The following is a 13,651-nucleotide window of genomic DNA, read 5'->3' as shown; positions in this document are numbered from 1 at the left end:
CCTTGCATGTCTAATTTATATTATACTTCTCTCTTTAAAACTTATATATCTATTATCTCCTATAATGATGTGATCTAATACCTTAATGCCAATAATATTACCAGCTTCAATTATTCTATTGGTAATATTAATATCTTCCCTACTCGGTGTAGGATCTCCACTTGGATGATTGTGAATAAGTATAATTGCATTTGCACTACGTCTAATGGCTGCATTGAATACTTCCCTAGGATGAACAATCGATGAGTTTAAATTTCCAATAGAAATACCCTCAATACTTATTATTTGATTCTTAGTATCTAATATAGCAACATTAAAATGCTCTTTATTTAGATACCTCATCTCTTCCATAAGTAAATTAACTATATCTATAGGAGAAGTAACTTTTACTTTTTCTTCTCCACGCTGAGTACTAATCCTTTTTCCAAGTTCTATAGCAGACAGAATCTGAGATGCTTTGCATTTACCTATTCCTTTAACACTTGTCAATTCTTCAAAAGAAGCATCAGACAAAAATCCTAATCCTTTACTATCCATACTTAGAAGTCTATTTGCTAAATCAATAGCAGTATCTTCTCTATTGCCTGTTCGTATAATAACTGCAATAAGTTCTGCATTAGATAGTGATTTAACTCCATATTTATAAAGTTTTTCTCTAGGTCTTTCACTTAATGGCATATCTTTTATAGTGTAGCTTGTATTTAAATCTACATTGTCCCCCATAGTATTCTCCTTTCAATCATCATAATAGACTCATATCAAAATGCTTTTCTAAAAGCATTTCAAGCTTAGTAATAGGTAGTCCTACTACATTTGAATATGAGCCTTCTATTCCCTTTACAAGCACTTCTCCCTTTCCCTGAATAGCATAAGCTCCTGCTTTATCTTTGTATTCTAATGTCTCTAAATAATTTTTTATTTTTTTATCTGTTAACTGTCTAAAAACCACTTTAGTCTTTTCATAGTCTATTATTTTAATATCTGTGTTTGCTTTTAAAATCGCTATTCCTGTAATTACATGATGATAGTGATTACTTAACATTCTTAACATATTAAAAGCTTCCATATAGTCCTTTGGTTTTCCCAAGATAGTATTGTCAAAACATACTACAGTGTCTGCAGCAATTATTATTTCATTATCATTCAATTTATTTGCCACATCTAAAGCTTTTTCGTAAGCTAACGCCATGGTTATCTGTTCTGGTGTTTCACCAATATGTGTAGCTTCATCGATATTGCTTGATATAATTTTATAACTTAAGTTATACTTATCTAAAAGCTCTTTTCTCCTAGGAGAAGAAGATGCAAGAACTATTTTTTTCATAATAATCACCTATACTTTACTAATTTGTCTTGTATATTTTAGGAAATGTCTTTTTTAAATTTTTACTAATAAATATTGAAGCTAATCCAGTAAAATATCCAGTGAAAAGACTAGTCAATAGTAAAACAGGTAGATAAGAAAATATTTTATAATTATTCATCATCAGACTAGCTACTAATATTTGAGCAGTGTTATGAGCAACTGCTCCCAAAATACTAACCCCAATCAAACTAAAAATATTTGAAAAATATTTAAACACTAAAAACATAGTTATACAGCTCAATATTGAGCCTGATAAACTATAAAATAAACTTGAAATACTTCCTGTAGCTAGTGTAAAAACTAAGCTTTTAAGTATTCCAACAATTAAGGCTTCTTTGAATCCAAAAACTACAAGAGTTATCAAAACAACCATATTTGACAATCCTAATTTTGCTCCTGGAACAATAAATGGGATTGGAATGAAAGATTCAATGATACTTAAAGCAAGTCCAAGTGAAACTAATAAGGACAAAAAAATAAGTTTTTTTAAATTTTTCACTTTATCACACTTTCTTTAATGACTAATATAATCTAAATCCTCATCTATACTATCTCCCTTAATTTCAATTACTAATCTATTTGGTAAACAAACTATAACCTCTCCAGGATTAGATATATATCCTTGTTTAACACCTAATTTATCTGGACAATCTGATTCAATTATCCTTACCTTTCCATCTCCTATTTCAATTAGATTATATCCGAATTCGGTTTTTATTGGTATCTTTTTTCCTATAACTTCTGGCCCAAAAGATATTTTTTTATAGTCTTTACCATCTACTTGAATAAGTATATATTTTTCATCATATCTAGTAATAGCTTTTTTTGCATAAAATAGTGACAATAAACTAATTACTATAATAAAAATTATTAAATATTTATCCCCTTTTGTCAACTAAAAACACCCTTTTTTTTACTATGATTCACATATTAAGTTTACCATTAATATTTTTCATTTACAAGTTACAATTTTATGAATGAATAAAAAGAAAAAGGCCTAAACTAGGCCCTTTTCTTTTTATTTATCTGCTACTTTCTTTTTTTCTAGAATAGACCATATGGCACCCGTTGGACATTTTTCAGCACATAGTCCACAATTAATACATTTCTCATAATCTATATGAGGTACATTATTTTCGAATTGCATAGCTTTTGGTTCCGCAGGACATGCTCTTACGCACATTTGACATCCAATACATCCAGTACTACATTTTTCTTTTACTGGTTTACCAAATTCTAAACTTCTACATTTTACAACCAATTTTTGAGAATAAGGCACTAATTGTATAATACCCTTTGGACATGCTTTTATACATTGACCACAAGAAGTACATTTTTCTGGATCGATAACAGCAATTCCATCTACTATTTCTATAGCACCAAATTTACAAACATCTTTACAGCTTCCAAGACCTAGACAACCATATTGACAGGCTTTATCTCCACCTGATACTATATTTGCTGCCTTACAATCATGAATTCCAATATATTTATATTTCTTAACTGCTTTTGAATTATTACCTTGACATAATACTACAGCCACTTTCTTTTCAGTTTCCCCAGCTCCTACGCCCATTATTTTTGCAACTTTTTCAGCAACCGCTTTTCCACCTACAGCACAACCATTTACAGGTGCTTTTCCTTCAACAACTGAAGAAGCAAATCCATCACATCCTGGGTATCCACAGGCTCCACAATTCGCTCCAGGAAGAACACTTCTTACTTCTTCTACCTTAGGGTCTGTTTCAACTGCAAAAGCTTTTGAGGCTAATGAAAGAATTATACCAAATAATAATCCTAACCCTCCTAATACTAATAATGGATATAATATTATACTCATTTTTTTAACCCCCTATACAAGTCCATTAAATCCTAGAAATGCTATTGACATTAGCCCTGCTGAAATAAGCGCAATTGGAAAACCCTCTAATGGTTTTGGTATATCAGAAAGTTCTAATTGTTCTCTAACTCCAGCCATCAATACTAATGCTAGGCCAAAACCTACAGATGCTCCTATAGAGTTAACAATTGTTTGGATTAAATTATATCCTTCTTGAATATTTAATATTGCAACTCCTAATACAACACAGTTTGTAGTTATTAAAGGTAAATATACTCCAAGAGCACTATAAAGTGTAGGACTTGTCTTTTTCATAACCATCTCAACAAATTGAACTAATGTAGCAATTACTAAAATAAATACAATGGTTTGAAGATATTCAAGACCTAATTTATCTAATATAGCTTTTTGTATCATCCAAGTTATAACAGAAGCAAGTGTTATAACAAAAGTTACAGCAACTCCCATTCCAAATGCCGTTTCTGTCTTCTTTGAAACTCCTAAAAACGGACAGATACCTAAAAATCTAGCAAAAACATAATTATTAACAAATATAGTACTAATCAAAATCGTAAACAATGACATCTAACATTTCCCCCCTTACACTAAGCTTCAACAGCAGTTTTTTTACCTTTCATTTCATCTTTTTTCTTTTCTTCATTATTCATTCTAATTTTATTAAATATACCTATAAGAATTCCAAGAATAATAAAAGCTCCTGGTGGCATTATAGCTATAGATGCTGGTTGATATGCTTCAGGCATAATTTGATAACCTAAAATAGTCCCTGCACCAAATAATTCTCTTACAACCGCTAATATAGTTAATGCCATAGTATACCCTAGTCCCATTCCCAAACCATCTACTAGAGATGGAACTATTCCATTTTTTGAAGCAAAAGCTTCTGCTCTCGCAAATATTATACAGTTAACTACTATCAATGGAATAAATATTCCTAATGCACTATAAAGCTCTGGTGAATAAGCCTTCATAAACATATCAATAATTGTTACAAATGTAGCAATTACGACTATAAATGACGGAATACGAATTTTATCCGGTATTATATTTCTAATAAGTGATATTACAAGATTCGAACCCATTAATACAACTGTTACAGCAATTCCCATTGCCAAACCATTTTTAACTGATGTTGTTACTGCAAGGGTAGAACACATTCCAACAAGTTGTACAAATATTGGATTATCTTTAAACAACCCATCTTTAAATACTTTAGATAACTTCAATTTTTACACCTCCAAAGAGTAAATCCTTATTTCGCTAAAACTTCATTATATATCTCAATTGCTGAGTTAACTCCATTTACAACTCCTTTTGTTGTTATAGTAGCACTACTTATAGCTTGTATCTCATCATCGGAAGTTGTCTCTTCTTTTACCACAGTTAATTCGCCTTCTGCTGATTTATCTACAAATCTATTTTGGAAATCAGGTTCTGCTGCCTTAGCTCCTAAACCAGGAGTTTCACTATGATTTAAAACCTTAATTCCAGCAACTTTTTTATCTATTGTTATACCTACTAATAGTTCAACATTTCCATGATATGCCTTTGTATCCAAAGATATTGTATATCCTATTACGTTTCCATCACTATCAAAAGCTTTATATATTTCTTTTACTTCATTTTTATTTTCTTTTATGCTATCTAGAACTTCACTTTCTATTTCTTCAAATTCTTTAGCATCTTCAAACACTTCTCTTCTAGCTGTATCATTTAATATTTTTGCTTGCTCTTCTATTGCCACAGAAGTAACGTTATTTGATACTGCTAATACCACTGCTGATATAGAAGTGATTATTAGTAATATAAGTCCTAGTTTTAATGTATCATTCACTTACTTCACCTCCCCAAATACTTTAGGCCTAGTAAATCTTTCTATAAGTGGTGTTGCTACATTCATTAACAATATAGAATATGAAACACCTTCAGGATATCCTCCTTTTACTCTAATAAGAGCAGTTAAAAATCCCGCACCTATACCAAATACTATTTTACCCATAGGGGTAACTGGTGTTGATGAATAGTCTGTTGCCATATAAAATGATCCTAATATCAAACCACCGCCAAAAATATGGTATGGAATAAGATTTGGTTCTACTCCAAATAAGAATAACATTATAACAGTAGTTCCTATAAATGAAATTGGAGTCTTCCAATCAATAACTCCTCTTAATAATAGATAAACTGCACCGATTAATAATAACAGTGATGAAGTTTCTCCAATTGCTCCTCCAATATTACCTACAAACATTTGACTTAAACTTGGTAATGTTATTTCTGTTCCTGCTAAACCTTTCATAATTGCTAATGGTGTAGCAGTTGTAACTGCATCTGGACCTGGTGCTGTGAAAGTTGACATAATTCCAGGCCATGAAGTTAATAACATTGCTCTTGCAGCTAATGCTGGGTTCATAAAATTTTCACCCAATCCACCAAAAAATTGTTTTACTATTATAATTGCAAAAGCTGAACCTACAACTGGAATCCACCATGGTGCATTAGCAGGTAAATTGAAAGCCAAAAGTATACCTGTTACCACTGCACTAAAATCATCTATTGTAACAGGTTTTTTTAAAGCCTTTTGTGTTAAAGCTTCAAATACCACTGCTGATACAACGGATAATAATATAAGCTTAAATGCTTTAAATCCAAAAAAATATATACTACCTATTATCGCTGGTGTTAGTGCAATACATACATCTAACATTATCCTTTTAACACTCTCTTCTGATCTAATATGTGGAGAAGAAGAGGCGAATAGTGTATTATTCATTAGTTATTCCTCCTATCTTTATTTAGCTTTTTTCCTCTTTGCAATTATCTCTCTTTTTGCCACCCTAATTGACTCTACTAAAGGTCTTTTAGCTGGACAAATAAAAGAACATGAACCACATTCAATACAATCTAATGCCCTTGATTCTTCAGCTTTATCATATTTCTTATTTAAAGAAAATTTGCTAATATATAATGGTTGTAAATGAACTGGACATACTTGTACACATTTACCACATTTAATACATGGTGCTACTGGTTGTGGTTTTACTTCTTCTTCAGTTAGTATCAAAATACCTGAAGTTCCTTTGATAACAGGTATTTCATCTGTAAATTGACTTAATCCCATCATTGGTCCACCCATAATCAGTTTTCCAGGAGTTCCTTTATAACCACCACATTGTTCAATTACCTCATTAAAAGAAGTTCCAATTTTTACAATTAAGTTTTGTGGTTCCATAATTCCTTTTCCTGTAACTGTAACTATTCTCTCATATAATGGTTTTCCAAATTTAATAGCTTCTGCTATTGCATTTGCTGTACCTACGTTATCAACAACAACGCCAACATCCATTGGAAGTCCTCCAGATGGTACTTCTCTTCCTGTTACTGCGTTGATAATACGCTTTTCATCTCCTTGAGGAAACTTTGCCTTTAAAGTTACTAATTTAATATTTGTTTCCCCAGCACAGGCCTTTCTCATTGAATCAATAGCATCAGGCTTGTTATCCTCTATAGCTATAAAACCTCTATCTACTTCAACAGCCTTCATTATTGCTTTTAAACCTAATACGACCATTTCAGGTCTTTCTAACATTAATCTATGGTCAGCAGTAAGGTAAGGCTCACATTCTGCTCCATTTAATATTATGGTGTCGATTTTCTTCTCTGGTGGTGGTGATAATTTAACATGAGTAGGAAATCCTGCACCACCCATACCGGTAATTCCAGATTCCTTAATGATTTCAAGTACTTCTTTGGAACTAAGGGATTCTAATGTACCCTTTGGTTTCACACTCTCATCTAATTCATTAGTTCCATCTGACTCAATTGTTATACAATTGATATTCATTCCAGTAGGTGTAGTCATAGGTGCTATTTTTTTAACAATACCAGCTATGCTTGAATGAACAGGCGCTGACACAAATGCCTTAGCTTGTCCGATTTTCTGTCCTACTTTTACCCTGTCACCAACCTTTACCAGTGGATCACAAGGAGCTCCAATATGTTGTTGTAAAGGTATAATAACCATTTCTGGTTCTTTTGCACTTTTAAGGGGAATTCCTTGTGTTAATTCCTTATAATGAGGAACATGAACTCCTCCTTTAAAAGTAAGATTCTCTAGCTTCATCTTTTCCACCTCTCTTAATGATATTGTAAAAAAGGCTTCTATAATTTTTAATCCATGAAGCCCTTTTAACTTTTAACACATTTAAAAAATTAAGTACTAATTTTATCAAATACTTTTTTTAGTAAAACGGAAATATCATATTAAAAGACCCATAAATCTTCATTTGGGTCTCTTTCATTATGATATTTTAATTATAGCACTATTTTATAAACTTGTATATATTGTTAAAAAACTCACATAGTAGGCCTTTATACTTAAATAAAATAAATAAAAAAATAGGTTTAAGATATTTATTATAAAGTAAAAATATCTTAAACCTATTTTTAGTTGGTGCAGAGGAAGGGATTCGAACCCTCACAGCGTTTCCACCAATAGCCCCTCAAGCTATCGTGTATACCAATTCCACCACCTCTGCATAGATTTAAATCATTGTCTCAACTACTAATAGGTGGAACAGCAAATTACATATGCTAATTCCACCTTTTTTACAATCATTCATCCATAGTAATATTATAAACATTTTTTAAATATTATCAACCCTTATTTTTTATGGTATTCACTGGAAATATACCATTCTTCAATATTAGAATATATATTAAAAAAAGTAGGAGATATATTTCCTTTTATTTTCTTATCTACAAGTATTGATTTATTTCTAAAATAAAGGCTCACATAGGGTAGTTCTTCTACGATATGATTTTGTAACTTTTTATAGGCTTCACTTTTCATATTCCTATTTGGTGCACTAAAAGCGCCCACCAATAATTCATCCATTTTTTCATCACTATATCTTATAAAATTTGTTCCTTGTTTTATCTGAGACGAATGAAAAGCAAAGGACAAATCAGGAATACTTGCCAAATTCCACCCTAATAATGCTACATCAAAGTTTCCTTTGGAAATCTTTCCTTGAAACTTTTCCCATTCATTGTTTATCATTTCATCTGTTAGCTTATCAGGAATATTTGTATTATAATCTTTTATTACCTCTATTCCAATAGCATTTAAGTTCTCTGCAATCATATCAGCTGCTTTTATTCTAAGCAAGTTATTGTTATCTGTTGTCAATGTTATAGAAAGCTTATTCCCAGATTCATCTCTATAAATTCCATCAACATTAGTCCATCCGGCGTCTTCTAATATTTTTTTTGCAACAGTAGTATTATATCCATAGGCATTAGCATCTTCACTTACAAGCCAAGAATTAGGGTGAATTGGAACATCAATTTGAGTAGCATGTCCCAAATATACTTTTTGTATTATATCTTGAATATCTATACCATAAGCAATTGCCTTTCTAATTGCAACTCCAGATTCTCCTTGGAACATCTTCTTTGAAAAGTTAAAAGCTAGAAACTCATAGTTCTGCCCAATATATTCATATATTTTAACTCTTTCACTTTGTGCATATTTCTCCCAATCAATACCTACTGTATTAGCTAAATCTATCTGTCCTGTTTCAAAAGAAGTGAGAACCAATTCATCATCATCTAACATTTTGCCTATAATAGTTTCTATATAGGGTTTACCTTTCCACCAACTCTCATTTACTTTAAGTTTAATAGTTTTCAACTTCTCATATTCATCAAATTTGTAAGGTCCAGTTCCAACTGGAGTTATATTACTTGCTAAAGCATTTAAATAAGAGTCTTTTTCACTTTTTCCCATTGCAAATCTATGTTTTGGTATTATTGGAAATGTCAATATTTCTAATGCATTACTATAACTTTTATCAAATATTATTTTTAAAGTATAATCTCCTGTTACATTTACATCTAAAACATGACGTATATCAGATGAACCAAAAGGTTTAACCCCACTCAAAATCAAACTCCTATAAGCCGACTCACTACTTCCAAACTTTATCGAATCAATAGTAAACTTTACATCCTCTGCTGTAAATTTCTCTCCATCATGCCAGAACACATCATTCCTTAAATTTATATTAACTATTTTGCCTCCATTTTCTAGTGAGTAATCTTCTACCAAAACATTCTTTACATTCATATCATTATCTAATTCAAATAAACTCTCAAATATCAACTTGCTAAAATAATAGTAACTTACATTTTCACTCAAAAGAGGATTAAGAGATTTAATAGTTGTTATAGGCAATACTAATTCTCCACCATATTTAGGTTCTTCTTCTTTTGAAGTAGTTTGATTTTCTCCTTCTCTAAAATCAATGTTTTTTATTAGATTGTCCTTTTTATCACAACCCGATACCATTAATGAAATAACTATAATCAATAATATAGTCATAATGCTCTTTTTTTTCAAGTTTGTTTCCTCCTACCCAAACTAGATATTTGCTAAAAACTGTTTTAACATTTTTTTTAGTATTATTATGCTGTTTCCTAATAGAGAATCTAATTTGTTTTGCCCCTGTTCAAAAGTATTTTTATATATTTTTTTATACATACTATAGTTTTTTAATACCTTTTTTACATACTCATCTGTCTCTTTAAATGGAATATCATGTAGATTCTCTCCATCCTTACTGTACTCATCGTTTTTAAGCCATTTATTCACATTACCACTGCCACCATTATATGCAGCTAAAATCAGTTTTAAGTTTCCATTAAACTCCTCATTTAATACATTTATATACCAACAGCCAATTTGAATATTTGTTTTAGGATTATAAAGACTCTCTAAAGAAAAGTCTTCCATATTCAATTTATTTGAAGCCCATTTTGCAGTAGTAGGTGATATCTGCATAAGGCCTCTAGCTTCTTTCTGAGACTTAGCATTTACATCATAATTACTTTCAACATTGATTATTGCTGCAACTAAATGTGGATCTATCTCGTATTCACTAGAATACTTAATTATATACTCCGTATAATGAAGTGGATAAACTAATTTTAATCCAATATTAATTCCCATAAACAATAATAATATAAACAATATAATTATAATTATTTTTTTCAAAAACATCCCTCCGATGTCTACTTGAAAGGTTCAATTAGTTTTTTTACTTTTATTATTAATTCATCGATTCCATTATTGTTGTCTATTATCACAGTTGCATATTCTCTTTTCTTTTCTAAAGACATCTGTGAATTAATCCTAGCTATTGCTTCCTCGCAATCATATTTATCTCTTTTTATAAGTCTTTTCAACTGTTCTTCTCTATCTATATATACTAACCATATCTCATCTATATTCACATCATATAATTTGAAATTATCTAGTTCTTCAATTAATAGAGGGACATCAATAAATATTACCCTTTGACTTTTGCAATAATTATCAATTAAATGTACAATTTCTTCAAATATCTTAGGATGAATTATTTTATTTAACTTATCTATAAGATTTGAATCATTAAATACTAATTGTCCTAGTCTTCTTCTGTTGATATTTAAATCTGATTCTAATATTTCTACACCAAATGTATTTACGATTTCTGTATAAGCGGGTTTTCCTATTTCAACTACTTTTCTAGCAATTTTATCTGCATCTATTATTTTGAAACCTTCTTTTATTAATACCTCTGTAACAGTACTCTTCCCAGATGCTATTCCTCCTGTAATACCTATAACCTTACAACTATTTTGTTTCATACCAATTGTTACCTACCTTCATATCTACTTTTAATGGCACACTTAATGTTATAGCATCTTCCATAACTTCTTGCAACAATTCTTTTACCCTTTCTATTTCATCTTTATGTGCCTCTATTATCAGCTCATCATGGACTTGAAGTATCAATCTAGATTTGAATTTTCCTTTTTTTAGCTTGGTATAAATTTTCACCATAGCTACTTTAATTATATCTGCTGCACTTCCTTGAATTGGCGTATTCATTGCAATTCTCTCACCAAAAGATCTAACTACAAAGTTTTTAGATTTAAGCTCTGGTAAATATCTCCTTCTATGCAATATGGTTTCAACAAATCCATCTCTTTTTCCCACTTCAATTATATTATCCATATATTCATTTACTTTTTCATAGTTATTCAAATAATTATCTATATACTCTTTTGCTTCTTTCCTAGAAATATTCAAATCTCTAGACAAGCCATAATCACTAATCCCATAAACTATTCCAAAGTTTACTGCCTTTGCTCTACTTCTCATAAGAGGTGTTACCTCCTCTTTTGCAACCCCAAATACTTCGCTAGCAGTTTTTGTATGAATATCTTCATTATGATAAAAAGCTTCTTTCAATTTTGGATCATCTGAAATATGAGCTAATACTCTCAATTCAATTTGAGAATAGTCTCCATCAACTAACACATAATCTTGATTTTGTGAAACAAATGCCTTCCTTATTTCCCTACCTTCTTCAGTTTTTACTGGTATGTTTTGAAGATTAGGTTCAGTGCTACTTATCCTTCCTGTATTTGTAACGGTTTGATTGAAACTAGAATGTATTCTGTTTGTATCTTCATCTACTAATGCTATTAATCCATCAATATAAGTTGATTTTAGCTTTATTATTTGTCTATACTTTAGTATTTTTTCTATAATTGGATGTTTATCAAATAACTTATCAAGAACCTCTGCATTTGTAGAATATCCAGTTTTGGTCTTCTTAATAACTGGCAAATCTAATTTATCAAAAAGTATTTCTCCCAGCTGTTTTGGCGAGTTGATATTGAATTCTTCTCCTGCTAGAGAATATATCTCTTTAGTTAATCCTTCTATTTCCTCATCAAATTTTGTTCCTAAATCTTTCAATATGTCCATGTCTATTTTAAATCCATAGTACTCCATACTAGCTAATACCTCTATAAGAGGTAATTCTACATTATTAAAAAGTTCATTCATTCCTTGACTTTCAATGATACCTAGTATTTCATTTTCTAACATAAATACTAAGTCTAATATCTTTGAAGTATACTCTCCTCGTTGTTCTACAGTTAAAGATTTATATGTTTTTTTGTTTTTACCTTTACCAAGTAAATCTTCTTCACCTTCTATTTGAATATTTAAATACTCATTTGCTAACTCACTGATGCTATAATTTGTTTGAGAAGGATTGATTAAATATTGACCAATTATTGTATCAAAAGTAATAGATGTAACATTTATACCTAATTTGAAAAGTATTACTATATCATTTTTTAGATTATGACCTATTTTTCCTATATCTTCTCTTTCAAATATATTTTTAAAACTATTTATAAAACAAGGTAAAAGTTCATTTCCTTCAAAGTTTATGTAATAAGTATTAGAGTCTTCTGTTTTTATAGCTATACCTAATATCTCACCCTTATGTATGTTCTCATCTGATATTACAAACTTAAAAGCAAATTTTTTAGTTTTTTCTATATTCTCAATGATCTTTTCAAAATCTACTTTAGATTCAACAATAGTAAAATTAGTTTCAAATGTTTTGGTATCCACTTCTACTTTGTCATTTGGTATTTTTTCAATTAATGACTTAAATTCAAGCTTTTCATAGATAATCTTTAACTTTTCCCAATCAGGTTCAACTAATTCCATTTTTTCAATATCTAGATCAATAGGTACATTGGTTACAATTTCAGCTAATTTTCTGCTCATAAAAGCTTGTTGTTTATGCTCTATAAGAGATTCCCTTGTCTTATTCCCTCTTACTTCTTCAATATGTTCATAAATATTTTCCATTGAATTAAATTGCTTTAATAGTTTTAAACCTGTTTTTTCTCCAATACCAGGTACTCCAGGTATATTGTCAGAATTATCTCCCATAAGTCCTTTTAAGTCAATGAATTGCTCAGGTGTTATACCATATTTATTTGACATGGCATCTAAATCATATTCTTCAAGTTCAGTTATCCCTTTTCTTGTTAACAATACTTTACTCTTTTCAGATACCAACTGTAGATAATCTTTGTCCCCTGAAACTAATATAACATCTAAATCGTTCGCTTCTCCAAATTTAGCTACTGTACCAGCTATGTCATCAGCTTCAAAGCCATCAATTTCTATTTGATTTACATTCATTGCATTTAAAACATCCTTTAAAATTGGAAATTGTAATGACAATTCATTTGGTGCCTTATCTCTATTAGCCTTATATTGTTCAAATTCTAAATGTCTAAAAGTTGGACCTTTTTTATCAAAGGCAACACATAAATATTTTGGATCATATTCCTCTTTAATTTTATATAACATAGTCAAAAATCCATATACTCCATTTGTATATATGCCATCTTTTGTAGATAAGAGTGGTAGAGCATAAAATGCCCTATATATTAAACTACTTCCATCTATTATCATTAATCTATCTTTTCCCAAAATAATCATCCCTTCTATATTAGTATGTATTTAGTATATCGTAAAAAAAGTTTTGAGTAAACAAATA

General features: G+C 30.2%; 14 protein-coding genes and 1 tRNA gene. All 15 read right to left on the bottom strand.

All coding sequences use genetic code 11. The features are described from left to right. Positions 1-15: 15 nt before the first annotated feature. Positions 16-723, bottom strand: a complete 708-nt coding sequence (gene radC, locus BQ9840_RS00280) for a RadC family protein (protein ID WP_077366935.1) — start codon at positions 721-723, stop codon at positions 16-18. A 19-nt stretch (positions 724-742) separates the two neighbouring features. Continuing rightward, positions 743-1,324, bottom strand: a complete 582-nt coding sequence (locus BQ9840_RS00275) for a Maf family protein (RefSeq protein WP_077366933.1) — start codon at positions 1,322-1,324, stop codon at positions 743-745. 19 nt (positions 1,325-1,343) lie between these two features. Further along, on the bottom strand, positions 1,344-1,865 hold the full coding sequence (locus tag BQ9840_RS00270; RefSeq protein WP_077366931.1) for a Gx transporter family protein: 522 nt from the start codon (positions 1,863-1,865) through the stop codon (positions 1,344-1,346). 15 nt (positions 1,866-1,880) lie between these two features. Further along, the gene (locus BQ9840_RS00265; RefSeq protein ID WP_077366929.1) at positions 1,881-2,261 is read right to left on the bottom strand and encodes a NusG domain II-containing protein; all 381 of its coding nucleotides are present in this window, start codon (positions 2,259-2,261) and stop codon (positions 1,881-1,883) included. Between the two features lie 123 nt (positions 2,262-2,384). Continuing rightward, positions 2,385-3,206 (bottom strand): RnfABCDGE type electron transport complex subunit B, encoded by an 822-nt coding sequence (locus tag BQ9840_RS00260; protein WP_077366927.1) that lies wholly within the window; start codon positions 3,204-3,206, stop codon positions 2,385-2,387. Positions 3,207-3,218: 12 nt separating this feature from the next. Continuing rightward, positions 3,219-3,791 (bottom strand): electron transport complex subunit RsxA, encoded by a 573-nt coding sequence (gene rsxA / locus BQ9840_RS00255; protein ID WP_077366925.1) that lies wholly within the window; start codon positions 3,789-3,791, stop codon positions 3,219-3,221. 20 nt (positions 3,792-3,811) lie between these two features. Continuing rightward, on the bottom strand, positions 3,812-4,453 hold the full coding sequence (rsxE, locus tag BQ9840_RS00250) for an electron transport complex subunit RsxE (RefSeq protein ID WP_097677437.1): 642 nt from the start codon (positions 4,451-4,453) through the stop codon (positions 3,812-3,814). A 26-nt stretch (positions 4,454-4,479) separates the two neighbouring features. Then, positions 4,480-5,061, bottom strand: coding sequence for an RnfABCDGE type electron transport complex subunit G (locus BQ9840_RS00245; protein WP_077366923.1), 582 nt, complete (start codon positions 5,059-5,061; stop codon positions 4,480-4,482). Next, positions 5,062-6,000, bottom strand: a complete 939-nt coding sequence (locus BQ9840_RS00240) for an RnfABCDGE type electron transport complex subunit D (RefSeq protein WP_077366921.1) — start codon at positions 5,998-6,000, stop codon at positions 5,062-5,064. It abuts the gene before it with no gap. Between the two features lie 18 nt (positions 6,001-6,018). Then, the gene (gene rsxC, locus BQ9840_RS00235; RefSeq protein ID WP_077366919.1) at positions 6,019-7,350 is read right to left on the bottom strand and encodes an electron transport complex subunit RsxC; all 1,332 of its coding nucleotides are present in this window, start codon (positions 7,348-7,350) and stop codon (positions 6,019-6,021) included. Positions 7,351-7,678: 328 nt separating this feature from the next. Then, positions 7,679-7,765, bottom strand: a tRNA-Leu gene (locus BQ9840_RS00230). A 125-nt stretch (positions 7,766-7,890) separates the two neighbouring features. Then, positions 7,891-9,630 (bottom strand): peptide ABC transporter substrate-binding protein, encoded by a 1,740-nt coding sequence (locus BQ9840_RS00225; RefSeq protein WP_077366917.1) that lies wholly within the window; start codon positions 9,628-9,630, stop codon positions 7,891-7,893. A gap of 21 nt (positions 9,631-9,651) precedes the next feature. Continuing rightward, on the bottom strand, positions 9,652-10,284 hold the full coding sequence (locus BQ9840_RS00220) for a lytic transglycosylase domain-containing protein (RefSeq protein ID WP_369800148.1): 633 nt from the start codon (positions 10,282-10,284) through the stop codon (positions 9,652-9,654). 17 nt (positions 10,285-10,301) lie between these two features. Then, on the bottom strand, positions 10,302-10,919 hold the full coding sequence (gene coaE / locus BQ9840_RS00215) for a dephospho-CoA kinase (RefSeq protein WP_077366913.1): 618 nt from the start codon (positions 10,917-10,919) through the stop codon (positions 10,302-10,304). Beyond that, the gene (gene polA / locus BQ9840_RS00210) at positions 10,906-13,593 is read right to left on the bottom strand and encodes a DNA polymerase I (RefSeq protein WP_200804831.1); all 2,688 of its coding nucleotides are present in this window, start codon (positions 13,591-13,593) and stop codon (positions 10,906-10,908) included. Before polA ends, coaE begins: the two co-directional genes overlap by 14 nt. Between the last annotated feature and the right edge of the window lie 58 nt (positions 13,594-13,651).

Source organism: Anaerosalibacter sp. Marseille-P3206, assembly GCF_900155565.1.
GTDB lineage: Bacteria > Bacillota > Clostridia > Tissierellales > Sporanaerobacteraceae > FUHM01.
Note: the sequence above shows the minus strand (reverse complement) of the source record. Positions and strands in the feature narration are given on the sequence as shown.